At 54.6% G+C, this 25,606-nt stretch carries 19 protein-coding genes; 16 read left to right on the top strand and 3 right to left on the bottom strand.

Features of this window, described 5'->3' with window-relative positions; genetic code table 11:
* Positions 1-52: 52 nt before the first annotated feature.
* Positions 53-1,480: a family 43 glycosylhydrolase gene (locus C173_RS11715; RefSeq protein WP_036724966.1), complete on the top strand. Its 1,428-nt coding sequence runs from the start codon at positions 53-55 to the stop codon at positions 1,478-1,480.
* A gap of 108 nt (positions 1,481-1,588) precedes the next feature.
* On the opposite strand, the gene C173_RS11710 is transcribed toward C173_RS11715, so the two are convergent.
* Entirely contained in the window at positions 1,589-2,482 is an 894-nt protein-coding gene (locus tag C173_RS11710) for a helix-turn-helix transcriptional regulator (protein WP_036724965.1), read from the bottom strand.
* A gap of 119 nt (positions 2,483-2,601) precedes the next feature.
* On the opposite strand from C173_RS11710, the gene C173_RS11705 reads away from it, so the two are divergent.
* Positions 2,602-5,028, top strand: a complete 2,427-nt coding sequence (locus tag C173_RS11705; protein WP_036724963.1) for a glycoside hydrolase family 31 protein — start codon at positions 2,602-2,604, stop codon at positions 5,026-5,028.
* 48 nt (positions 5,029-5,076) lie between these two features.
* Here C173_RS11705 and C173_RS11700 read toward each other — a convergent pair whose 3' ends face one another.
* A complete protein-coding gene (locus tag C173_RS11700; protein WP_036724962.1) occupies positions 5,077-5,943 on the bottom strand; it encodes an AraC family transcriptional regulator in 867 nt (288 codons plus the stop codon).
* Positions 5,944-6,074: 131 nt separating this feature from the next.
* Between C173_RS11700 and C173_RS11695 the strand changes: the two genes are divergently transcribed.
* The 14 genes from C173_RS11695 (at position 6,075) to C173_RS11635 (ending at position 24,704) form a co-directional block, all read left to right on the top strand.
* Positions 6,075-6,917, top strand: a complete 843-nt coding sequence (locus tag C173_RS11695; protein ID WP_036724960.1) for an amidohydrolase family protein — start codon at positions 6,075-6,077, stop codon at positions 6,915-6,917.
* A gap of 228 nt (positions 6,918-7,145) precedes the next feature.
* Entirely contained in the window at positions 7,146-8,105 is a 960-nt protein-coding gene (locus C173_RS11690; RefSeq protein ID WP_036724959.1) for an aldo/keto reductase, read from the top strand.
* Positions 8,105-9,124: a zinc-binding alcohol dehydrogenase family protein gene (locus C173_RS11685; RefSeq protein ID WP_036724958.1), complete on the top strand. Its 1,020-nt coding sequence runs from the start codon at positions 8,105-8,107 to the stop codon at positions 9,122-9,124. The genes C173_RS11690 and C173_RS11685 overlap by 1 nt, the downstream gene beginning before the upstream one ends.
* Before the next feature lie 21 nt (positions 9,125-9,145).
* A complete protein-coding gene (locus C173_RS11680) occupies positions 9,146-11,392 on the top strand; it encodes a glycoside hydrolase family 95 protein (protein WP_036724957.1) in 2,247 nt (748 codons plus the stop codon).
* Positions 11,393-11,479: 87 nt separating this feature from the next.
* Positions 11,480-11,632, top strand: a complete 153-nt coding sequence (locus tag C173_RS34965; protein ID WP_235191862.1) for a hypothetical protein — start codon at positions 11,480-11,482, stop codon at positions 11,630-11,632.
* A 207-nt stretch (positions 11,633-11,839) separates the two neighbouring features.
* On the top strand, positions 11,840-13,522 hold the full coding sequence (locus tag C173_RS11675; RefSeq protein ID WP_036724956.1) for an extracellular solute-binding protein: 1,683 nt from the start codon (positions 11,840-11,842) through the stop codon (positions 13,520-13,522).
* Positions 13,523-13,633: 111 nt separating this feature from the next.
* A complete protein-coding gene (locus tag C173_RS11670; RefSeq protein WP_036693453.1) occupies positions 13,634-14,620 on the top strand; it encodes an ABC transporter permease in 987 nt (328 codons plus the stop codon).
* A 14-nt stretch (positions 14,621-14,634) separates the two neighbouring features.
* Positions 14,635-15,546 (top strand): carbohydrate ABC transporter permease, encoded by a 912-nt coding sequence (locus C173_RS11665; RefSeq protein WP_036724944.1) that lies wholly within the window; start codon positions 14,635-14,637, stop codon positions 15,544-15,546.
* A gap of 131 nt (positions 15,547-15,677) precedes the next feature.
* Entirely contained in the window at positions 15,678-17,210 is a 1,533-nt protein-coding gene (locus C173_RS11660; protein ID WP_036724943.1) for a response regulator transcription factor, read from the top strand.
* 24 nt (positions 17,211-17,234) lie between these two features.
* Positions 17,235-19,043 carry a sensor histidine kinase gene (locus tag C173_RS11655; protein ID WP_036724942.1) on the top strand — a complete coding sequence of 603 codons (1,809 nt, stop codon included), beginning with the start codon at positions 17,235-17,237 and terminating at the stop codon, positions 19,041-19,043.
* Positions 19,036-20,556 carry a response regulator gene (locus tag C173_RS32840; RefSeq protein ID WP_051477983.1) on the top strand — a complete coding sequence of 507 codons (1,521 nt, stop codon included), beginning with the start codon at positions 19,036-19,038 and terminating at the stop codon, positions 20,554-20,556. Before C173_RS11655 ends, C173_RS32840 begins: the two co-directional genes overlap by 8 nt.
* 116 nt (positions 20,557-20,672) lie before the next feature.
* Positions 20,673-21,692: an endo-1,4-beta-xylanase gene (locus tag C173_RS11645; protein ID WP_036724941.1), complete on the top strand. Its 1,020-nt coding sequence runs from the start codon at positions 20,673-20,675 to the stop codon at positions 21,690-21,692.
* A 45-nt stretch (positions 21,693-21,737) separates the two neighbouring features.
* Positions 21,738-23,171, top strand: coding sequence for a glycoside hydrolase family 43 protein (locus tag C173_RS11640; RefSeq protein WP_036724940.1), 1,434 nt, complete (start codon positions 21,738-21,740; stop codon positions 23,169-23,171).
* Between the two features lie 18 nt (positions 23,172-23,189).
* Positions 23,190-24,704, top strand: a complete 1,515-nt coding sequence (locus C173_RS11635; RefSeq protein WP_036724939.1) for a glycoside hydrolase family 43 protein — start codon at positions 23,190-23,192, stop codon at positions 24,702-24,704.
* On the opposite strand, the gene C173_RS11630 is transcribed toward C173_RS11635, so the two are convergent.
* Positions 24,701-25,591 (bottom strand): helix-turn-helix transcriptional regulator, encoded by an 891-nt coding sequence (locus C173_RS11630; protein ID WP_036724938.1) that lies wholly within the window; start codon positions 25,589-25,591, stop codon positions 24,701-24,703. The two genes, C173_RS11635 and C173_RS11630, sit on opposite strands and share 4 nt — an antisense overlap.
* Between the last annotated feature and the right edge of the window lie 15 nt (positions 25,592-25,606).

The raw sequence follows: 25,606 nt of genomic DNA, 5'->3' as shown, positions 1-25,606 counted from the left end.
CCCACTGGAAACCTTACAACGACAATCTATATAACAAATGGAGGATTATAGAATGACACAACAACAAGGATTCAACCCCTATCTGCCTTCCTGGGAGTACGTGCCGGATGCGGAACCTTATGTTTTTGAAGGAAGAGTATATGTCTATGGCTCACATGACCGGTTCAACGGACACGCATTCTGTCTGAACGACTATGTCTGCTGGTCAGCCCCGGAGGACAATCTGGCCGATTGGCAGTATGAAGGTGTGATCTACCGGACGACAGATGACCCGCTGAACCCGGAAGGCAGCATGTGTCTCTATGCACCGGATGTGACGCAGGGACCGGACGGGCGCTACTATCTCTACTATGTACTGGACAAGGTTCCTGTCGTATCGGTGGCGGTCTGCGATAAGCCGGGCGGCAAATACGAATTCTACGGCTATGTAACCTACGGGGACGGCACGCGTCTGGGCGAACGGGAAGGTGATGAGCCGCAGTTCGACCCGGGGGTATTGACCGAAGGAGACACCACTTACCTGTACACTGGCTTCTGCGGATACGGCGACAAGTCCAGACACGGCGCGATGGCTACCGTACTCGGTCCCGATATGCTTACGATTATTGAAGAGCCTGTGTTCGTTGCACCGAGCCAGCCTTACAGCCAGGGAACCGGCTTCGAGGGCTATGAGTTCTTCGAGGCCCCTTCCATCCGCAAAAGAGGGGATATCTACTACCTGATCTATTCTTCAATCTCCATGCATGAGTTGTGTTACGCCACCAGCAGTCATCCTACCCGGGATTTCGTGTATCAGGGAGTCATTGTGAGCAACTGTGATCTGCATATCGATACGTATAAGCCTGCGGACCAGACGATGTATTACGGCGGCAATAACCACGGCAGCATCGTGGAGGTTAATGGAGCGTGGTATATCTTCTATCACCGGCATACCAACGGGACCGCGTTCTCGCGTCAGGGCTGCATCGAGCCGATTACGTTCCGTGAAGACGGCACCATCCCGCAGGTGGAGATTACAACCTCCGGCCCGAATGGCGGCCCGCTGGAGGGACGCGGAGAATATCCGGCTTATCTGGCCTGTCATTTGTTCACGAAGGATCAGGAGATGTACACCGGAGGGTTTGGCAAGGTGGGTGCCTGGATGGACAGCCGGTTCCCGAAGATTACCCAGGACGGCAGAGACGGCGATGAAGAGGTTGGCTATATTGCCAATATGACGGAGTCGGCCACTGCCGGGTTCAAGTATTTTGACTGCAAGGGGGTTAGCCGGGTCTCCATCAAGGTGCGGGGATATTGCCATGGGGAGTTCCAGGTGAAGACGGCTTGGGACGGACCGGTGCTTGCTTCTATTCCGGTAGGCTTCACGAATGTCTGGAAAGAATATGCTGCGGAAGTGGCGATTCCGGACGGCGTGCAGGCCTTGTATTTCACATACACCGGAGGCGGCGGCGCTCAGTTTGCTTCATTTACACTGGAATAGACCGGAGGCATCAGACCAGGCATGACATAGACAGCAGGACCAGGGAGCGTGTTCCCGGTGCTGCTGTTTTGTCGTTCACATCGTAGAGCGTACGCTCTAAGCCTGCTGCTACACGCCGGAAGAATACCGGGCCTTGTAATCTGAGGGGGTCATGTTCATATAATGCTTGAACCATTTGGAGAAATAGCTGACATGCTGGTAGCCTGACTCCAGTGCAGCCTCCAGCACATTGTATGATCCGCTGCGGAGCAGACTGGCCGCCTGGCTGATGCGGATATAATTCAGATACTCCATCGGGCGCATCCCTGTCTGAGCTTTGAAAAACTTGCAGAAATGCGAGCGGCTCAGCGCTACCACGGCGGCAAGCTGATCCAGCTCCAGCCTGTCGCGGGAATGCGCCTCCATATAGCTCAGCACCTCCCGGATCTGCCGGTTATATTCCCGGCCGTGCCGGGTCTCCGCGGCCGGGTTCAGCGTGGTCAGCCCGTATTGATAGCTGTCTGCGATGAACAGCAGTAAGAGCGCCTTCAGGCTCATTTCGTATGCCCCGGGCTTACGCTCATAGCGGCTTAACAGCTCCCTGATCAGCTGAAGCAAGGGGGAGTGGGCGGCATCTGCAGTAGATAACAGAGCGGGAAGCCGGACCTTCCCTTGCAGCACGGGGTCCAGGAACAGCTCCTGGACCCGGTCGGGCTGCGGCGAAGACAGCCAGGAGCCTTTGAACACGATGGAATAATAACAGGTGCCGCCCATTGCGGTGTCCATGCCCGAATGAAGCTCACCGGGATGAACGATCAGGGCATCTCCAGCCTGGATGGAGAACTCGCGGCTCTCAATATGGAAGGTAGCGTTGCCCTCTGCCAGATAGATCATCTCCATTTCGTTATGCCAGTGCACGGGAAGAATGGAATGCACGCGGGCCTGATGCTCCACCCGGTAGATATGCAGCGGGAATTCCGGCTGGCCGTGCAGCTTGTTCTCCCGGTAACGGTGTTCGTACATGATGCCCTCCTCTGAATCGCTATATTGTGATGATATCGCGCAAATATATGGTAGATGAACCGCTATCAATAATAATATCATTATAACCAGAGGAAGTCATAAGGAAGGGTGAAACCATAATGAAACTGATAACTGTTCAATCCGGCGAGGCTGGCGTAAGGCTGGAGACTAGTGAGGGGATTATGCATATTGCCTGGTGTACGCCGGTGATTGCCAGAATCCGCTATACGCTGAATGCTGAGCTGATCGGTAAAGAGAGTCTGATGGTGGTAAGCCGGCCAGAAGCCGAGACCGTACCTTACACTATCACAGACCTGCCCGGCCATCTGCAGATCTCAACGGCGCAGCTAATGATTGAAGTGGATAAAGAGAGCTGTGCCTTCAGCTACAGAGCTGCGGACGGCACACTGCTGACACGGGAGCCGGCCAGAGGCGGCAAAACCCTGGATCGCACAGAGGTCTATCATACGGTATTCGATGCTTCGGCAGACACGGTAGAGACCGGACAGGGTGCGGATGGGCTGCGTGCCAGAGCGGAGGGCGTTAACCGGAGGCTGGACCGGGAGGCTTTTCATACAAAGCTGGAATTCGAATGGCAGGAAGGGGAGGCCCTGTACGGACTGGGCTCCCATGAAGAGGGGATGATGAACCTCCGGGGACGGCAGCAATACTTGTACCAGCAGAATATGAAGGCGGTTGTTCCGGTACTGGTGTCTACACGCGGCTACGGGATTCTGGTAGATTCGGGATCTTATATGACTTTTCATGACGATGCCTTTGGCTCGTACCTCTGGAGCGATGCGGATGAAGAGATGGATTACTATTTCATTTATGGTCCGGAATTCGATCAGATTACGGCGGCAATCCGCTACCTGACCGGAGAAGCACCAATGCTGCCGAAGTGGTCCTTCGGGTATGTGCAGTCCAAGGAAAGATACGTCTCCCAGGCGGAACTCCTTGCCACCGTGCAAGAGTATCGTGAACGTTCGCTTCCCCTCGACTGTATCGTACTCGACTGGCAATCCTGGACGGGCAATCTGTGGGGGCAAAAGACTTTCGATCCTGAGCGCTTCCCCGATCCCTCGCAGATGATGAACAGCCTGCACGCTATGAACGCCAAGCTGATGGTATCCATCTGGCCGATTATGGGCGCGGGCGGGGAGAATCATGAAGAGATGAAGGCACGCGGTTTCCTGCTCGGCAATCAGGCGACTTATGATGCCTTCTCGGAGGAGGCTCGTGCGCTGTACTGGAAGCAGGCCAACGAAGGGCTGTTCGCCCACGGCATTGATGCCTGGTGGTGCGATTGCACCGAGCCGTTCGAAGCGGACTGGAAGGGCGCGGTGAAGCCGGAGCCGGAGCAGCGGCTGCTGATAAATACGGCAGAATCGAAGCGGTATCTCGATCCGGGCTTGATCAATGCTTATTCCATGCAGCACTCCAAAGGGATCTATGAAGGCCAGCGCGCAGCGACCTCAGCGAAACGGGTGATCAATCTGACGCGCTCCGCGTTCGCAGGGCAGCACCGCTATGGCACGATTACATGGTCAGGCGATATAGCCGCCAACTGGGAGACGCTGAGGAAGCAGATTGCAGACGGCCTTAACTTTTGCCTGACCGGTTCGCCATACTGGACGCTGGATATCGGAGCGTTCTTCGTAAAGAATCCCAAGGAGCAATGGTTCTGGAGCGGGGATTATGACGAAGGTGTTGCGGATCTGGGCTACCGGGAGCTGTATGTCCGCTGGTTCCAGCTCGGAGCCTTCCTGCCGATGTTCCGTTCCCATGGCACGGATACGCCGAGAGAGATATGGCAGTTCGGCCAGGAGGGGGAGCTGATGTATGATACGCTGGTGAACTATCTGAAGCTCCGTTACAGGCTGATGCCATACATCTACTCCCTGGCCGGAGCTGTGGCACACCGCAGCTATACTATGTTCCGTGCGCTGGCCTTCGATTACCGGGAGGATGTGCAGGTCCACGCCATCGGCGACCAGTTCATGTTCGGTCCGGCCTTCATGGTGGCTCCTGTGACAGAGGCCATGTATTACGGTCCCGGCTCCCGCGAGCTTGAGGGGGTTCTTAAGCAGCGCCGGGTCTACCTCCCTGAAGGCGAATGGTATGATTATTGGAGCGATGAACGGCTGGAAGGCGGCGTGACGATTGAAGCCAAGGCGGATCTGGAGACGCTTCCCCTGTATGTCCGTGCCGGGTCCATTGTTCCGCTCGGCCCCGATGTTCAATATACGGATGAACAGCCGGAGGCAGTGACGAGGCTCAAGGTATACAGCGGCAAGGATGCAGCCTTCACCCTGTATGAAGATGAAGGCGATAATTATAATTATGAGACCGGCGCCTATGCCATGATTGAGCTGAGCTGGTGTGAAGCGGACCGCAGCCTGACTATCGGGAAGCGGGCCGGAGACTATGCCGGAATGCAGGCGGTAAGGCAATTTGCCGTAGAGCTGGCCGGTTATGCGGGAAGTCGTATTGTCACTTATGAGGGGGAAGCTGTAATTGTCCGTGAAGCGGACCTGCAGAGCTGAGACTTCATTCGATGTATAACTTATTGTACGCTTGATAGAGAAGCTCTACTAGGCTCTGTTACTCTTGCGGTAGGCGGCGGGTGTCATGCTGGTGATTCTTTTGAATGTACGGTAGAAATGGGGCAGGCTCTCGAAGCCGCAGGCCATGGCAATCTGCTCGATGGTATAGCTTGATTGCAGCAGGCTGTCCTTGGCGGCGAAAATCCGCTTCGTCGCAATATAATCCGTCACATTCATGCCCAGACGCTGCTTGAAGACCCGGCTGAAGTGGGCCGGTGAGATCGACGCCCGCGCAGCCAGAGAGCTTAGCTCCAGCGGCTGATCCAGATGATCGTTGATATAGCTGAGCGCCTCACGGAACCACTCCGGCAGCAAGGGACTTGAAGCGACAGGCTCAGCGGCTTGCGGCAGACAGTAGCGGTTCAGATGCAGCAGTGTAAGATGAAGCAGCAGCGTAAGCGCCTGCCCGCCGTCCGGCTGATTCTGCTCGCGTTCCCGGTGGATCGCATCGATATCATTTTGCAGAATTTCAGCATGCTCTGGAGACAGCGTATACTTGTACTGCTTGTTTGTCTTGGCAGCGTCGAATAGCTTCAGATAGGAATAAGACTCACTGTAGGTATGGTTATGGATCAGAGCCGGACTGAAAAAAAGGGCGGAGGAGGTCACCGGCTCCTCATTGTCGGGAAATCCCCGGTGTACCGTGTTTCCGGGAACGACAATAATGTCACCCGGATGCATCTCATAAAAGGTCTGATCGATGAAAAAGCTTCCTTTGCCGCCGTATACGTAAATGAATTCGTACCAGTCATGCTGGTGGTCGGGCAGCTCGCGCTGCGGACTTTTCGTTTCCTTATAGTCCAGCAGCAGCGTAACCGGCAATTGATGGTCAAAATGCCTGCGGATCGGTTCCATGAAGTCGCCCCCTGAGTTACATCTCTACATTCTTACCCACATCATATCAAAATAAGGTATAGATTTGTTTGTTTAAGCTATTTTTATTCCTTTATCGGATGTTTACAATAAGGTGGAATGGAGGCGTTATCATGTATATTGATGCTCACCAGCATTATTGGAAGATAGACAGGGATGATTATGGATGGATTACGCCGGAGATTCCGGTGCTGTTCCGGGATTATCTGCCCGCTGATCTGGAGCCGGAGCTAACGAAGCACGGGATCAGCCGTACGATTGTCGTACAGGCTGCGCCTACGGTGGAGGAGACGGAATATATTCTGGAACTCAGCGGGCAGGCGGAGTCTGTTGCGGGCGTGATTGGCTGGCTGGATCTGGCAAGCCCTTCCTTCCAGGCCGAATTCGAGCGTCTCAGCAGACATCCGAAGTTCACCGGGCTGCGGGTGATGATTCAGGAGATGGCGGACCCCGGTGTGCTTTTGACCCGGCCTTATATAGAAGCGCTCTCATACCTTGCGGAGCGGGATGTGCCGGTGGACCTGCTGGTGCTGGCCGATCAGCTTCCGCAGCTCATTGAGATGCTGGAACAGGTTCCGGGACTGCGGGGAGTCATTGATCACCTGGCCAAGCCTCCGATTGCATCGGGAAGCCTGGAGCCGTGGCGAAGCCTGATGGCGGAGGTTGCCAAGCATCCGGGAATTTACTGCAAGCTGTCCGGGATGGTCACTGAAGCAGATCCCCAGGGCTGGACGCAGGAGGATTTCACGGCTTACGTACATGCTGTGCTGGAGCTGTTCGGACCCGGGCGGGTGATGTTCGGCAGCGACTGGCCTGTGTGCCTGATGGCGGCAACCTATGAGGAGGTTGTGGGGATTCTGCGCACAGCACTGCAAGGACGATTGTCTGCGGAAGAGATGGAGCCGGTATTTGGAGCGAATGCTGCTAGATTTTATAAGCTGGATAAGCAGAACTAAGGTGTTAACGAAAAGCAAAAAGAAGCGGAGGGGAAATTTGGAACTGTAGGAGCGGTAGCGTCCGCCTTTGTCAACGGATTTCATCCGCGAATAGCGGGAAAAAATCAAAGAAATCTGTTGACAACAGCGGCCGGAGGGCCAAATGTTCACCGCAGTGACGACTAAGCTTCAAGTTCAAAACTTAAGTGTCTGTTATATAGATTCACTAATTATAGGAGGTTGAGCGATATGAAATACAGAAAGCTGGGCAATACGGGACTGGATGTCTCCGCATTAAGCTTCGGGGCCTCTTCGCTGGGCAGTGTATTCAGGGAGGTTCCGAAGGATGAGGCTATCCTCACGGTTCATACGGCGATTGATCTGGGGATTAACCTCATTGACGTCTCCCCTTACTACGGCCTGATGAAGGCAGAGACAGTGCTGGGTGAGGCACTCCAGACGGTACCGCGCGACAAGTATATCCTGAGCACGAAGGCCGGACGTTACGGCGAGGGGGAATTCGATTTCTCCAGAGAGCGGATCATCCGCAGCGCGGAAGAGAGTATGGGCAGACTGGGCACAGATTACCTGGATATTCTGCTGCTGCATGATGTTGAATTCGGCTCGCTTACACAGGTGATGGAGGAGGGGATTCCGGCGCTGGAAGAGCTGAAGCAGGCGGGCAAAATCCGTTACTTCGGCGTCAGCGGCCTGCCGCTGAGTGTATTCGAGAAGGTGCTGCCGCAGACCAGGCTGGATGTCATTCTGTCCTATTGCCATTATTCGCTCAACGATACCACACTGCTCCGGCTCCTTCCGCTGCTGGAGGAGAGCGGCACAGGGCTGATGAATGCGTCGCCCATCTCGATGGGGCTGCTCAGCAACCGTAAGGTGCCGGATTGGCATCCGGCAGGAGCGGAGATTCAGGCCGCATGTCAGCGCGCCGCTGAGTATTGCAGGGACAAGGGAGAAGACATCGCCAAGCTGGCGGTCCAGTTCTCCACCGCGAACGAGCAGATTCCTACGACCTTGGTCAGCACGGCGACACCAGCCAATATCCGCAACAATATCAAGTGGACCGAAGAGCCGATGGACGAACAATTACTGGCAGAAGTACGCGATATTCTGAAGCCGATTGATGGGGCTACTTGGCCGAGCGGCCGGGCAGAATGGAACGAAGCACCAGGCCGGAACGGGGAGCGCTTATAATGAAGGGAATTATTTGTGAGGAGATCGGAAAATTCGTATTCAGGGAAGATCTGCCGGAGCCGGAGCTGGTGGACGGGGAAGCGGTTGTAAGCATACGCCGGATCGGCATCTGCGGGACAGATCTCCACGCTTACCGGGGCAACCAGCCTTATTTCACTTATCCGCGTGTGCTGGGGCATGAGCTGTCCGGGATTATTGAGCGCATTGGCGACAACGCGCAAGGGCTACAGGCCGGTGACCAGGTCAGTGTCATTCCGTATCTGCATTGCGGAGAGTGCCGGGCCTGTCTGAGCGGTAAAACGAATTGCTGCCAGAAAATGAGAGTGTTCGGTGTTCACCTGGATGGCGGAATGCGGGAACGGGTGAGTCTGCCTGTCGGCAATCTGCTGAAGACAGACGGGCTGACGCTGGATCAGGCGGCCATGCTGGAGCCGCTGGCGATCGGTGCCCATGCGGTGCGGCGCTCGGGTGTCGGTGAGGGGGAGCAGGTGCTGGTGATCGGGGCCGGACCGATCGGACTGGGCGTGATGGCCATGGCCCGGTACGCTGGGGCGAAGGTCATTGCGATGGATGTCAACGATGAACGTCTGGCCTTCTGCAAGGGCTGGGCGCAGGCAGAGCATACGGTAAGCGCCTTGAAGGAGCCGAAGGAACAGCTATCGGCGCTTACAGACGGCAATTTCCTGCCGCATGTCATTGATTCCACCGGCAACATCTCTTCTATGGAAGGGGCTTTCGGACTGGTCGGGCATGGCGGTACGTTGACTTATGTTGGCTTGGTCAAAGGGAACATTACCTTCAGTGACCCTGATTTCCATGCCCGTGAGATGACGGTGCAGGGCAGCAGAAATGCGACCCGCGAGGACTTCGAACGGGTGATTAACGCTATTAGGGACGGTTATATTGATGTGGACCGCTATATTTCCCACCGCTGCTCCTTCGGGGAGATGACCTTGCAGTTCGAGAGCTGGCTGAATCCTGAAACCAAGGTGATCAAGGCGCTGGTGGAACTGAATTAACTGCGAAGGAGCGTAATAGAGATGACAAGCACAGAACAGAACCAGCGGTTATGGTATAGTGAACCGGCACAGAATTGGAATGAGGCGCTGCCGATCGGCAACGGCCGGCTCGGGGCGATGATCTTTGGCGGGGTGGCTGAGGAGAAGCTGCAGCTTAATGAGGATTCCGTATGGTACGGAGGTCCGCGTGACCGCAACAATGAAGATGCGCTGCCCCACTTGCCGAAGCTCCGCCAGCTGATTCTGGAAGGCAAGCTGAGGGAGGCGGAGGAGCTGGCGGCCATGACGATGATGGGGCTGCCGGAAGCGCAGCGCCATTATCTGCCGCTTGGCGACCTGTTACTGTCGTTCGGCGGACATGAGCAGCCTGCTCAGGACTATCAGCGGGAGCTTAATCTCGAATCCGGTGTATCCCAGGTGAGTTATTCCACCGGCGGAGTGCGGTATACCCGTGAGCTGTTCGCCAGCTTCCCGGATCAAGCCATCGTGGTGCGGATTACCGCTGACCGGAAGAACGCAATCTCCCTGAAGGCCAGATTCAACCGCCAGAACTGGAGAATGCTGGAGAAAACCGAGAAATGGAATGACAGCGGGCTGGTGATGGGCGGAGAAAGCGGCGGGCGCGGAGGCAGCTCCTTCGCTGCCGTACTCAAGGCCGTCACAGAAGACGGAACCTGCCGCAACATCGGCGAATATGTGCTGGTGGAGGGGGCGAGCTCGGTTACGCTGCTGCTTGCCGCAGGAACCACGTTCCGCCATCCTGATCCGGCGCTGCATGCCAAGCTGCAGCTTGAAGAGCTAAGCAGCGTTCCTTATGACAAGCTGCTTGCCCGCCATGTCGCGGATTACCGCAGTTTGTATGGCCGGACCTCACTGACGCTCCCGGAGAACCCGGAGCTGAGCGGACTGCCGACCAGTGAACGGCTGAATCGGTTCCGGCAGGGGGGAGAGGATCACGGGCTAATTACAACCTACTTCCAGTATGGCCGTTATCTGCTGATCGCCTCCAGCCGTCCCGGCTCTCTGCCTGCGAATCTGCAGGGCATCTGGAATGACAGCTTCACCCCGGCTTGGGACAGCAAATTCACGATTAACATCAACGCGCAAATGAATTACTGGCCGGCCGAACTCTGCAATCTGGCGGAATGCCATGAGCCGCTGTTCGATCTGATCGAACGGATGCGTGAGCCGGGACGGGTGACCGCGAAGGTGATGTACGGCTGCGGCGGCTTCACGGCACACCACAATACAGACATCTGGGCAGATACTGCTCCTCAGGATACGTATATGTCAGCCTCGTTCTGGCCGCTGGGAGCAGCTTGGCTGTGTCTGCATATGTGGGAACATTACCGGTTCAGCCAGGACCGCCAGTATCTGGCGAATGCCTACGATACGATGAAGGAATCTGCACAGTTCCTGTTGGATTACCTGATAGAGGATGAATCGGGCCGGCTGATTACCTGCCCGTCCGTCTCGCCGGAGAACACGTACCAGCTTCCCGGCGGGGAATCAGGCGTGCTGTGTGCCGGAGCCTCCATGGACTTCCAGATTATTGAGGCGCTGTTCAAGGCCTGCATTCAGAGCGCGGAAATCATCGGACGGGATGAGGCATTCCGCGAAGAGCTCCGCTCAGCGCTGAACCGCTTGCCGGGGCCGCAGATCGGTAAATACGGCCAGATTCAGGAATGGATGGAGGATTATGAAGAGGTAGAGCCTGGGCACCGTCATATCTCGCATCTGTTTGCGCTATATCCGGGGGATGCCTTCACAGTGGAGCATACACCGGAGCTGGCGGCAGCTGCCCGTACGACGCTGGAACGCAGACTTGCCAGCGGCGGAGGACATACCGGCTGGAGCCGGGCGTGGATCATTAATTTCTGGGCGCGGCTCCAGGATGAAGGCAAGGCTTATACGAATGTACGGGCGCTGCTGGAGCATTCCACCTTGCCGAATCTATTCGATAACCATCCACCGTTCCAGATTGACGGGAACTTCGGAGGAACAGCGGGCATCGCGGAGATGCTGCTGCAGAGTCATACAGATAGAATCAGACTGCTGCCTGCATTGCCTGCGGACTGGAACGAGGGCAGTGTCAAGGGACTGCGGGCAAGAGGCGGCTATACGCTGGACTTCTCGTGGGCGGACGGACATGTTACTGAAGTGATTGTTACCTGTACGGTATCCGGCACATGCCGCCTGGAAGGCCCGGGACTGGCTCCGGTATCGTTCGCTGGAGAAGCGGGTAGTTCGTATACCTTCACCGGGTAGATTAATATTAGGCTGGCTAGTTGACGAATAGGATAGTATAGTAATGTGGGATTGGCGTATTTGCGCCAGTCCTTTTTGCGTGCGTGGTTGGCTAGAACGTCGAGCGGGCCGGATGTAATCGAAAAACCGATCACAATGGAACCGGGAGCGGCGCGTGGACCAATGAAGAGCATTAATGCCTTTGATTTCGCCGGAATCCGCCGGATTCCGCCAAAATCCGGCAACCCTAGCAGGCCGTAAGCAGGCTCATCCCCAAGCGCAGCCAGCTCTGAAAGAACGGCAATTCCGCTGCCACGCTGCAAGCAAGCGTTTTCTTTTTATGAATTTTCAGGGGGGAAGACCTATATTCTATGAATTGTAAGCGCATTCTGAAAACGTATAATTAAAGTTGTCACCAGGAGAAATTAGAAGCATAAGCGATTAGCCAAAAAGGGGAGGCATAACAACATGCACAAAACGGCAAAACGTTCAGCAGCAGCCGCTGCGGCCGGTGTATTAGCACTCACACTGGCATTGACAGGCTGTGGATCAAGCAATAACACCAGCAACACCGGCACCAAGGATACCGCCACTGGAGGAAACGCCAGCCCGGCAGCAGCCGGAGACGACACGGCTCCGGTAACGTTCTCGGTATTCATGAACGGTCCCGGACAACAGCCAACGCCTGACAATAAGATTCTGAAGCTGATCAAAGACGAGACCGGAATCACCTTCAACCAGGAATTCCTGGTCGGCGACCTGCAGCAGAAGCTCGGGGTCATGATAGCCGGGGGAGATTATCCGGACATCCTGTCGGGTGACGACAAATTAATCAATGCCAAGGCTTACATTCCGCTGGAGGATCTGATTGAGAAGTACGCTCCCAACCTGAAGAAGCATTACGGTGCGGTCTGGAACCAGATCAAGGATGAGAGTGACGGCCACATCTATGTACTGCCAAGCTATGGCGTCTATCAAGGTAAAATTACCGAGCCTACTTATCAGGGACCAGGCTTCTGGCTGCAAAAAGGCGTGCTTGAGGAAATGGGCTACCCTACTCCCAAGACCCTGGATGAGTATTTCGACATCATTGCCAAATATAAAGAAAAACACCCGGATATGATCGGGTTCGAATCACTCAACTTCGACTGGCGCGTGTTCCCGCTGCAGAATCCCCCAGAGCATCTGTCGGGGCATCCGAATGACGGGGCCGTTATTGTAGATAACAATGTAGCACAGATTTTTGCCGACAAGGATATCTCCAAGACCTACTACAAGAAGCTTAATGATATCAACGCTCAAGGCTTGATGGATAAAGAAGCGTTCGTACAGAACTATGACCAGTATCTGGCCAAGGTTGCAAGCGGCAAGGTCATCGGGATGTTCGACCAGCACTGGAACTTCCAGGACGGCGAGAAATCCCTGATCTCCCAAGGCAAGCTGGAAAATACGTATATCGGCTTCCCTCTGCTCTATCCGGGCGCAGAAGAATGGTATCGTGACCGCGGAGCAGTCGGTACTAACCGCGGATTCGGAATTTCGATCAATGCCAAGGACCCTGTCCGCATTATCAAATTCTGGGATAAGATGATTACCGAGGATTGGCAGAAGACGCTTCAATGGGGCGTGAAAGGCGAAGATTATGAAGTGAATGCAGACGGCTCCTTCTACCGTACACCTGAGCAACGGGCCAATGCGGATCAGACCAGCTGGCAGGTTGCTAACAAAATCTCAGGGATGTTCGGTTACATGCCTAAGATTCAAGGTACGTACAGCGACGGCAACGCAGCAGATGCCGGTACACAGCCTCAGGAATTCTTCGACAGCCTGAAGCCTTACGACCAGAAGATTCTGAAGGCGTACAACAAGAAATCATGGTCCGAATTCTTCAAGGAACCAAAAGAGAACAATATCTATTTCCCTGCGTATTCCATCGTGCTTAAGGATGGTTCACCTGCACAGCTCGCACAGTCCAAACTGAATGACCTCATGATTAAGTATTTGCCGAAAGCCATTATGGCCAGCCCTGCTGAGTTCGACGGCGTGTGGCAGGATTATGTGGACAGAATCCACAAGCTGGACATCAAGGCCTATGAGGACCGGATGAATGAAGGCATTCAGCAGCGTATCGAAAAATGGAGCGTTAAATAAACCATTCAATACAGAACTAGGAGCGGGAAATGCTGTTTCCCGCTCTTCCTAAATAGGAATGCGTGAATAGGACAACGTGGAGAGAATGATTTTTACAGGAGGGAATACAACATGTCTGATGCCGTACTGGACAAACAGGTCAAAAAACAGAAGACCCGAAAAAGCAAAATCGATCCGGAAATCGGTGTGGAACTCAGCTGGAAAACACTGAAAACACAGAAACAGCTTATTTTTATGTCCGTGCCCATTGCACTCTATCTGATTATCTTCAACTATGTTCCCATTTGGGGCTGGCTCATGGCCTTTCAGAATTACCGCCCGGCGGTGTCCTTCGGCCAGCAGGAATGGGTAGGCTTGCAGCAATTCAAGTTTTTATTCTCTGATGATACCTTTATGCTGGTGCTTCGCAATACCATTGCGATGAGTTTCATTAACCTTGTACTGGGTACGGTTACGGCTATCGGTCTGGCTCTGCTGCTGAATGAGATCAAGCTTAAGTTCTTCAAGCGTGCGGTTCAGTCGATTTCTTATTTGCCGCACTTTCTGTCCATGGTTATCGCTGCGGGGATTGTGTCCACTTCACTCTCCATCGATGGCGGGATTGTCAATGTCGTTCTAATGAAGCTTCACCTGATTAAAGATCCGATTATGTGGCTTAGTGAAGGGAAATACTTCTGGGGCATTATCGGGGCATCGAACGTGTGGAAAGAGGTGGGCTGGGGGACAATTATCTATCTGGCTGCTATTACCTCCATCGATCCTTCCCTGTACGAGGCAGCGTCCATTGACGGCGCGAAACGGTTTCAAAAGATGCGTTATATCACGCTTCCGGGAATCAAGGCTACATTCGTTATTTTGCTGATTATGAACATTGGACATATTCTGGATGCCGGCTTCGAGCTTCAATATCTGCTGGGCAACGGACTTACTGTGGACTATTCGCAAACCATTGATATCTTTGTAGTGAAGTATGGTCTGGCTATGGGTAACTACTCGCTGGCTACGGCGGCAGGGATCTTCAAAACGATTGTCAGTGTCATTCTCGTATTCATCGCAAACAATGTCGCAAAACGCCTCGGCGAAGAGCGATTACTATAGAGGAGGAAGCCCATATGAAAGCCGGGACCAAAGGTTCAAGCCGGATTGAGCCGGTTGTATTTCATACATTCAACACGATATTTATGCTCTTTGTGGTTACTGTCACGCTCTATCCGTTCCTCCAGACGCTGGCGGTATCCTTCAATGACGGCAGTGACACGCTTACCGGGGGAATCTACCTCTGGCCCCGTGTATGGACGCTGGAGAATTACCGGGCGGTCTTTATATCAGGAACGATCTATCATGCAGCATTTATCTCGGTATCCCGTACGATTATTTCAACGGTGCTTGGTGTTTTCCTTACTACGATGCTGGCGTATGCACTGGCGCAGCCGCAATATATTTTCCGCAAAAAGATCGGCCTGCTGTTCATCCTGACCATGTATTTCAATGCCGGGCTGATTCCGAACTACTTCCTGATCAAGAATATGGGCCTGCTGCATAACTTCATGGTCTATATCCTGCCGAGTCTGGTCAGCGCGTTCAACCTGATTATCATGCGGACGTATATCCGCGGGCTTCCGTTCAGCCTTACCGAATCAGCGAAGATTGACGGAGCAGGTGAATTCAGGATTTTCTGGAAAATCATCTTCCCGCTCTGTACGCCTGTCCTGGCAACCGTCGCATTGTTCATCGCGGTAGGCTCATGGAATTCCTGGTTTGACACATTCCTCTATGCCTCCTCGGATATCAAGCTCAGCACGCTGCAATACGAAATGATGAAGATGCTCGGCTCGATTATGAGTGCGAACAATGATCCGTCGATGCTTGCGGGAGGCCAGAACAATCAGGTCCAGTCGCTGGTTACGCCAGCCTCCATGCGTTCAGCCATTACGATCGTTACAGCAGTTCCGATTCTGTTCGTCTACCCTTTCTTGCAGAAGTATTTCGTGGTAGGATTGAACCTGGGTAGCGTAAAAGAGTAATTGTCAATACGTATTATAGTAAGAAAAATATGTATACTATAACCGTTTCGGGTGCAGCCGAAGCGGTTTCTCCTGTTCAACAGTGGTGAGCCAGCAGATCATAAAAAAACTAGAACAAAGATGGTGATTCCATGCTTAAGGTACTGTTTGCCGACGATGAGCCGATTATGCTGGAGGGGCTGCGCTTTCTGGTGGACTGGAAGGCACTCAACTATGAAGTATGCGGCGAGGCGCTGGACGGGGAGGATGCGCTGCAGCTAATTCACAGCACCCGTCCTGATCTGGTCATCACCGATGTGCGCATGCCGGTCATCGATGGCCTTGAGCTCATTCGAAGAGCCTCAGAAGGCGATTGCCGCCCGAAGTTTATTATTTTTAGCGGCTATGCTGACTTTGAGTATGCCAAGCGGGCTCTGAAATACGGAGTCTCAAACTATTTGACCAAGCCTCTGGATGAAAAGGAGCTGACGGAGGCGCTGCATACAGTAACCGAACAGATTCTTAAAGAACACAAGGCATCCTCACGGCGTGACGCGCTCTCGGCTCTGATGCAGGAGGATACGGTATCCCGGCTCCTGATGCGGGAGAATTCGGAGGAGGAGCGGGAGAAGGGGCTGAATATGCTGGGGATCGGCTCTGCCTCGCGGCTATGCTGTGTCCTGATCCATGGAGCCGCGCCGGACAGCCTGCAAATGCGCAAGCAGGTCGCCGCCATGAGCGGCAAGGAGCCGCTGCGCAGCATTTCAGTCTATCCGTTCACCGCAGGCAGCGGGAAGCACGGGTATCTGCTGGTGTCACCGCAGGAAGGGCCGGCGCTCGACCGGACACTGCTTACCCGGTGGATGGAGGAGATGCGGCCGCTGTACACCACGCCGGTCTTTTTCGCGGCAAGTCTCCAGCATCAGGGCAAGGAGGCCTTGAATACGGCATACCGTGAGGCGCTGGCTGCTGAGCTGTGCAGGCACGATACCACGGGGGGCGAGGCCGCCGGCTTCTTCGAGAAGCAGGATAAGTCGCAGATGGCCATGCTTCCGGCAGAGCTGAGACGATCGCTGTTGCAATCCGTCACCGAAGGGAAGGCCCAGCATCTCACGGATCAGCTTGGCGAGGTGTTCAAGATTTTCTCGGCGGAGGTGGCGTCCAGCTCCTGGATCGACGCTTTTCTGGCCAATGTCAAAGCTGAGCTGCTACGTGAAATTACCGCTAGAGGGGGAGACTATGCGCAGTGGGTGCAGAAATGGTTCCCGTCACGGCATACGGCCAATTGTCTGCCGCTGCTTGAGCGTCAGATAGAGGAGGAGCTGTGTGATGCTGCAGAGTGGTTCGCAGCGGCTGCGGACGGCAGGGCGGAGGATCAGATTGTGGCCGCAGCGATCGAGTATGTCCGCGGGCATTATCAGGAGAAGCTGAAGCTGCAGGATATTGCGGGGCACCTGCATGTGAACTCGGCCTACCTGGGACAACGGTTCAAGAAATATTACGGCAGCTCCTTTAACGATTATCTCCATGAATTCCGCATTGAAGAGGCGAAGAAGCTGCTGCGCCGGACCGATATGGGTATTTCCGATATTTCAAGCAGAGTGGGCTATTCAGACGCCGATGTGTTCGCCGCCAAGTTCAAGGCGCTTAACGGAGTTACACCTTCCGTGTACAAGAGGAGTTAATTCATGAGGAAGGAGGGGGCGTGCATGAAGAATAACCGGAAGCCATCTGCCTTCATCAATGATATTCCGCTTAAATACAAGTTTTTGTTTATCTACTTACTGTGTGTGCTCGTCCCCATACTTAGCATCAATGCCCTCTTTTATGTGCAGATCAGCCGTAATGTGGAGGCACGGGAGAGGGAGAATCTGGAGATTTCGGTAGACCGGGTGGCCTATGACCTGATGCAGATCGTGAACGAATGCTTGGCGATCAGCAATACGGTGGCTGCGGACCGGCCTTACATGGAGATGATGGATTACGCCTACCCGGATAATGAGGCTTATTATGATGCCTATAATGATTCTCTGAAGGATAAGCTGCGGCAGTACAGCACGCTCCACTCCTATATTTCGTGGATGGGCATATACACCTCTAATCCGACCATCCAGAACGGCAACAGCTACTTCATTCTGTCGTACGCGGATAAGCAGAGTGAATGGTACCGCAAAATCTCAAGCAGCACAGGTAAGGTGCTGCTCACTTCTTATCAGGGAACCGACCCGCTGAATCCGCCGCAGCAGGAGGTGCTGGTCAGCCTGATCCGCAAGCTGGATAACTTCACGGGCCAGCCCTACACGAAATATCTGAGGATTGATCTGCGGCTGAACAATGTACAGGAGCTGTTCCAGAAGGAACGTGACTATCTGGATTTCAAGCTGCTGGACGAGAAGAACCGGGTTGTGCTGGACTCGAACCGTTCCTTCTCCTCGCTGGATGCGAGTGCCTTGCTGAATGTGGACACCAGTCTTGACCAGCCTTCCAAGCAGATTGTCCGGGCGCTTAGCAGTGCGGCCTATACCAAGGGCTGGCGGCTGGTCGGAACGCCGGAAGGGCGTAAGATCAGCCATGAGATGGACCGTGCGCTCAGGAACTCGCTGATTCTGGTTCTGCTGACGATCATCCTTCCCACTCTGCTCATGATCGTGATTATACGCTCCTACAATCTGCGGGTACGGCTGCTCTACAAGCATATGAAGCTGGTCAAATATGAACAATTCGAGAGCATTGATATGTATGAGGGGAAGGATGAGATCGGCGGTCTGATCCGCAGCTTCAATCTGATGACCGGCAAAATCCGCAATCTGATCAATGATGTCTACAAGCTGGAGATCCAGAAGAAGGATCTGGAGCTGGAACGGGTGCGGGCGGAGCTGAAATATCTGGAGAGTCAGGTAGACCCTCATTTCCTTTTTAATACGCTGAATGCGATCCTGGTCATCTGTAAGAAGTATAAATATGAGCAGGTTACCGATGTCATTAGGAATCTGGCCCTGATTATGCGCAGGCTGCTGAGCTGGAAGGATGATCTGATTACGGTGGAGGAGGAGGTATCCTTCATCGAGATGTATCTGCAGATTGAGAAGTTCCGCTTCCAGAACCGCTTCTCTTATGTGCTGGATATTGCGCCTGAGGTGCTGAACTGCCGCATTCCCAAGATGAGTATACAGGCTCTGGTGGAGAATTCCTGCAAGCATGGCCTGCAATCGGTCAAATGGGCAAGGGAAATTCACGTGTCCGCTTCACGGAATGAGACAGGTCTGCTGATTGTGGTGACTGATAATGGCAAAGGAATCGAGAAGGAGAAGCTGGAATGGATCAAGTCCCATCTGGAGACAGAAGAGGATACGGGACAGAATGTTGGCCTCCGCAATGTGTATAAACGCCTCATGCTGTACTATAACGGCAGAGCCGAATTCAGTATTGAGAGCACCGAATACGAACGTACGGTCATTACTATCCAGATTCCCGAGGATTTGAGTCTGGTTCCGATGGGGGAGGGAGCTCATGTATAAAGTAGTGCTCGCAGATGATGAGACCATTGCCTTAGAGGGGCTGCGGACGCTGACCGACTGGGAGGAACTGGGCTTCGAGGTATGCGGCGCCTGTGAGAACGGGGAGGAAGCACTGGCTGCCGTTATCCGCAGCTCGCCGGATCTTGTGATTACGGATATCCGCATGCCCGAGATTGACGGGCTTGAGCTGATCCGGCGCGTACGCAGCCTTGATATGGAGCAGCCGGTCTTCATTGTGCTCAGCGGCTACGGCGAATTTGAATATGCCAGAACAGCCATCCGTTACGGGGTGAGGCATTACCTGCTGAAGCCGGTTATGGATGCGGAATGGGATAAGGTGCTTACGGACATTACGGATGAGCTGGAGCTGCGCCTTAAGCAGACCATGCAGCAGAGTATGCTGTCCAGCCGTCTGCTGCCGCTTGCCATTGCGCGCATGCTTGAGGGACACTGGGCAGAGCCGGATGAGGAAGCTGCTGAGCAGATGGACCGCCTGGATGAGGCGGCCACTGGGTGGACGTATGTGCATGTGGAGGGCAATAGCAGCCGGATTACGGAGCTGTGCCGGGAGCTTGCCGGACCGGCCGGTGCGATGCTCATTGATCTGCCCGGGGATCAGGCCGGGCTGGTCGTGGAGAGCTCGGGGGCGGCGGCAGGGCTGGCGGAGCAGCTATACGCCGGGCTGACCCGCAGCGGAGTAAAGGGCTCGGTCAGCATCGGGCCAAGTGTGCGGTCCCTCCGCGAGCTGCCGGTCTCCTACCGCGAAGCGGCAGACGCTGCGGCCCGCCACTACTTCTATTCGGACGGGTGCGGTCCGGTGGATTCGGCCAGTGAAGCCGAGGGCCAGGTTAATTACACGCTGCCTTCCGCAGAGCTGATTGAGGAGATCATCAGCGCAGTGGAGCGGCTGCATGAGCATAAGGCAGCGGAGAAGCTGGGCGAATTGTTCCGCGGGTTCAAGGAGAATCGGACAGATCCGGGAGTCGTCCAGATGACGGGTATGGATATCATGCTGCGGAGCATGGAGCTGCTAAAGGAATTTGGAGGCGCGGACGATCAGTGGATCGGCACGCTTGATTTTTTCAGAACCGAGCCGAGGTCCCTGGAAGCTCTGCAGGTCACCCTGGAGACAGCGCTCTCCACCAGTATGAACTATATCCGCCAGCACAAGGAGCGTAACTCCGAGCACCCGCTGACCCGCGTGGAATGCTTCCTGCGGGATCATTATCCGGAGCATCTGACGGTGAAAGAGATTGCAGAGCATTTCTATATCAATCCGGTGTATCTGGGCCAGGCCTTCATCAAAAAGCACGGCATCAGCATTCTGGAGTACATTCATAATTTGCGGATCGAAGCAGCCAAGAAGCGGCTGATCGACACTCAGGACACGGTCAGAAGCATTGTGGAGAGCATCGGTTACGTACACTATCACCATTTCTTAAGAGAGTTCGAGAAACGGACGGCGCTGAAGCCCGTTCAGTTCCGGGCACAGGCCCAATCTGAACAAGGCTAGGGTATCCATTTATTTATTAGGGTCCAAGTCTTTACTATGGTGATGGTAAACGCATTCAAATACGTTATGATAGAGATAGCTGTCCAAAAATTGCTATTCAATGGAGGTTAGAAAAGATGAAGCAAGCCAGCAGCGAAATTCCTGCATTACATGAGATGTTCCGGGAGGCCTTCAAGATAGGGGCTGCCGTCAGTACCGGCATTATATCTGCTCAGGGTTCATTCATTGCCAAGCATTACAACAGCATTACAGCCGAGAATGAAATGAAGCCGGTAGAGGTTCAGCCGGAGGAAGGGAGCTATACCTTCGATGCTGCGGACCGTATCTTTGAATTCGCAGAGGCACATGGAATCGGCGTCCGGGGGCATACGCTTCTGTGGCATAACCAGACCGGAGACTGGATGTTCAAGGAAGCGGAAGGCGGAGCCTGCAGCAGAGAGCAGCTGCTTGCCCGCCTGCAGACCCACATTAACACGGTAGTGGGCCGTTACCGGGGACGGGCCTATGCCTGGGATGTAGTGAATGAAGCGATTGAGGATAAAACAGACCAGTATCTGCGGGATACGCGGTGGCTTGAGATCATCGGCGAGGATTATCTCCGTCAGGCCTTTGAAATGGCACATCAGGCAGATCCTGATGCGCTGTTGTTCTACAACGACTATAATGAGACCGATCCTGTCAAAAGCGGCAAAATCTACAAGCTCGTGCGCAGCCTGCTGGATCAGAATACGCCGATTCACGGGATCGGAATGCAGGGACATTGGAATATCTACGGCCCTTCCATTGAGGAAATCCGTAGTGCTCTTAAGCTCTACGCGTCGCTGGGGCTTAAGATCCATATTACGGAGCTGGACCTCTCCGTGTTCCGTCATGACGACAAGCGCACGGATTTGAAAGCGCCAACAGCTGAAATGCTGAAGCTTCAGGAGGAGCGTTATGCCGAGATCTTCGCCCTTTTGCTGGAATTCAGAGACTCCATTGACTCGGTGACCTTCTGGGGCGTGGCCGATGACTACACCTGGCTGGACGGCTTCCCCGTCCGGGGACGCAAGAACTGGCCGTTCCTGTTCGATGAGCAGAAGCAGCCGAAGGCTTCATTCGCCCGGCTGGCCGAGCTGGCGGCTTCGCAATCTTAATATTCGTCCCAAGCTGGACACCATATCATTTCTGGAGGGAATCCAATGACAACTCAATTGAAGCAGGCTGCCGGCAAGGTACAGCCAAATGGCAATCCGCTGGTGGCACACAGATACGGAGCCGATCCTTATGCCCTGGTATTCGGGGACAGAGTCTATCTGTACATGACCAATGATGCGCTGGAGTATGATGAGAACGGTGTGGTGAAGGAGAACTCCTACAGCAGCATTAATACGATTACCGTAATCTCGTCCGCTGACCTGGTGAACTGGACCGATCATGGTCCGATAGCTGTAGCCGGACCGGAGGGTGCAGCGAAATGGGCAACCCAGTCCTGGGCACCGGCAGCACTTCATACCGTAATTGACGGTAAGGACAAGTTCTTCCTCTACTTCGCCAATAATGCCAGCGGCATCGGCGTTCTGTCGAGTGACAGTCCGGTGGGTCCATGGGTGGACCCGATCGGGGAGGCACTGATTCTGCGCTCCACTCCTGGGGTAGAGGATGTGACCTGGCTGTTCGACCCGGCAGTGCTGTTGGACGACGACGGCAAGGGGTATATCTACTTCGGAGGCGGCGTTCCGGAAGGACAGTTCGCCGAGCCGGGCACAGCACGGGTAATGCCGCTGGGTGAGGACATGACCAGTGTGGCGGGTACAGCGGCAGTGATTCCGGCCCCGTTCATGTTCGAGGATGCCGGAATCCATAAGTGGAATGGAGTCTACTATTATACCTACTGCTCGAACTTTTATGACGGGGAACGGCCGGAAGGCAGCCCTCCTGCGGGAGAGATCGCGTATATGACGAGCAGCAGCCCAATGGGTCCATGGACTTATCAGGGGACGATCCTGAAGAATCCGGGACATTTCTTCGGCGTATCCGGGAATAACCATCATGCGGTCTTCCAGTTCCATGACAGCTGGTATATAGCTTATCACGCCCAGACCTTGTCCAAGGCCCAAGGGATTGCGAACGGCTACCGCTCCACCCATCTTAACCGCCTGACTCATCATGAGGACGGGTCCATTCCCGAGATTCATGCGGATTACGAAGGTGTGCAGCAGCTTGCAACGTTGAATCCGTATGAACGGATTTCGGCGGCAACGATGGGCTGGAGCGCAGGGGTGAAGACAGAATACCTGGCCAAGGGCGGAGTTCAGGCGGTCACGGATGTGGAGCAGGGCGGCTGGATCGGACTTTCCGGGGTAGACTTCGGCAGCGGAGCTGAGTCGTTCCAAGTCTCGGTCCTGAGCCTGGAAGCGGGCGGCGTGCTGGAGCTGCATTTGGATGAGCCAGCGGGTCCGGTTATCGGCAGACTGACGGTTCCGGCGGCGGACGGCTCGCAGGAATGGGTAGAATTGAAGACAGAGGTCCAGGGAGCAGAGGGAGTTCACAACCTCTATCTGGTGTTCACAGGAGAGAGCGATAAGAGCCTGTTCAAGCTGGCCGCTTGGCAGTTCACTGCACAAGAACACTAACTTAAAGGGGGCAGAACATTGAATACAGCCAGAATTACCAATCCAGTGATATGGGCAGATGTCCCGGATGTGGATGTCATCCGGGTCGGCCCTGTGTTCTATATGGTCAGCACCAGCATGCACTCCATGCCGGGCTGCCCGATTATGAAATCGGTGAATCTGAAGGACTGGGAGATTGTCAGTTACGTCTTTGATACCTTCGAGGACACTCCGGCCTTCAGGCTGGAGGACGGCGAAGGCATTTACGGCGGCGGTTCCTGGGCTGCCTCGCTGCGGTGCAAGAACGGAATCTACTACGTATGCTTCTCCTCCAATGACACGGACCGGTTCTATATCTACCAGACTACAGATATTGAGCATGGACCCTGGGAGCGTTCGGTTATTCCCGGACTCCATCATGACCCGGCTCTGCTGCTGGATGAAGATAACCGCAATTATGTAATCTATGGCAACGGGGACATCCGCATCAAGGAGTTGACGGAGGATCTGAGTGCGCTGAAGCCCGGCGGAGCCGATCAGCTGCTGCTGGAGGGCGAGCGGGAAGACATCGGTCTGCGGATTGAAGGCTGTCATGCGCATAAGCGGAACGGTTATTATTATCTGTTCTTCATCGAATGGCCGAGAACCGGCAATCAGCGCAGACGCCAGCTATGCTACCGTTCCCGTGAACTGCTCGGTCCTTACGAGTGGAAGGTTGTGCTGGATGACGATCTGGGGTATTTCAACAACGGGATCGCGCAAGGCGGCATTGTCGATACGCCGGATGGCGACTGGTACGCGGTGCTGTTCCAGGATCATGGGGCTGTCGGACGGATTCCCTGCGTTCTTCCCGTAAGCTGGGAGCAGGATTGGCCGGTAATCGGGGAGAATGGTGCAGCACCTAAAATGTTCCAGACGAAGCTTCCTGCGGGTGAGCCGAAGCCGCTGGTGATCAGCGATGAGTTCGATTATACCAGCGACCGGCTGGCGCTGAACTGGCAGTGGAACCATAATCCTGACAACGGTCTATGGTCGCTCACCGAGCGGCCGGGTTATCTGCGGCTGCGCGCCGGACGTACAGCAGACAGCATCCTGCGGGCGCGCAATACGCTGACCCAGCGGACGGAGGGTCCGGCGTGCAGCGCGGAGACCCTGCTGGATCTCTCAGGGATGCAGACCGGCGACAGGGCAGGGATGGTTGCCCTGCAGAACGGGTATGGGACGGTTGAGGCTGCCGCTTTGGAACAGGGCGGGTTCAACCTGAGTATGTGTGTCAACAGCGGTGACGGCTGCCCGCAGGAGGTGGAAAGTATTCCCTTCACCGGCAGCAGGCTATATCTCAGAATCGACTTCAATTTCGAGGACAGCGTGGACCAGGCCCATTTCTTCTATTCGGCAGATGGGGCGGCCTGGAAGCCTATTGGCGGGACTCTGCATATGAAATATACGCTGGATCATTTCATGGGCTACCGGATTGGCTTGTTCAATTATGCAACCGTCTCATCCGGCGGCTATGCCGATTTCGATTATTTCCGTTATCACAGAGAGGATTAAGCCCGGGTCTGGAAATGGGAAGCATATTCGCTGGGTGTCATCGATGTATGCTGTTTGAATATTCTTCCGAAATACGTCAGGCCCGTGAATCCGACCCGGAAGGCCACCTCCTGAATCGAATGCCGGCGAAGCTGGAGCAGGCGGCTGGCCTCATGCACCCGCAGCATGTTCACATATTCGATTAAGGTCTTGCCGGTATTCTTTTTGAACAGATGACAAAAGTAGTTGGGGGTCACACAGCAGATCCGTGCGGCCTCCTCCACAGTCAGCGGTTCATGGAAATGGTTGCTAAGGTGAATCAGCAGGGGCTGGATGCCCGTCTCCTGCCGGTCTCTTTTGGAAGGCGGTGCTGTGAACTCTGCCAGGGGATAAGCTAGACCCAGGGAAGAGAACAGGCCGCCTTTGATACATAATTCATACCCGGGGCTCTTGCTCTGGTAGCTGTAAATAATCTGTTCAATGCATCCTCTGATCTGGCGGGTAACCGGCTGGTCCGCCCCATAGAAGGCGGGCAGCCGGATCTCACCGGAGAGGAGCGGCCGGATATGCTGAAGCTCAGTCAGGTCCCGTATACCGTTCAGCAGCGCTTCGTTGTAGACAACCGCATACAGCTCACTGCCATCCTCTGTCGGGTAGGCCGCATGAATCTGCGGACGGCTGACGAAGGCGAGTTCACCCTGCACCAGCTCTCTGGAGTGGGGGCCGACCTGGACGCGGAAGCGGCCCTTGGTCACGAGAATCCATTCGAGATGGTCATGCCAGTGAGGCGGAATAATACTGCGGTCCGGAAAGCAGATATGAAATACATTGATGGGAAACAGGCCCTCGGGAATTTCCGTGTGCTCTTTTTTCCATGGATACGGCTTGTCCTCGAACGCTCCACTCATCTTATTCCCTCCACA

It is taken from the genome of Paenibacillus sp. FSL R7-277, assembly GCF_000517965.1.
In the GTDB taxonomy this organism is placed as follows: Bacteria; Bacillota; Bacilli; order Paenibacillales; family Paenibacillaceae; genus Paenibacillus_AQ; species Paenibacillus_AQ silagei.
This window is presented reverse-complemented; position numbering and strand designations above follow the sequence as displayed.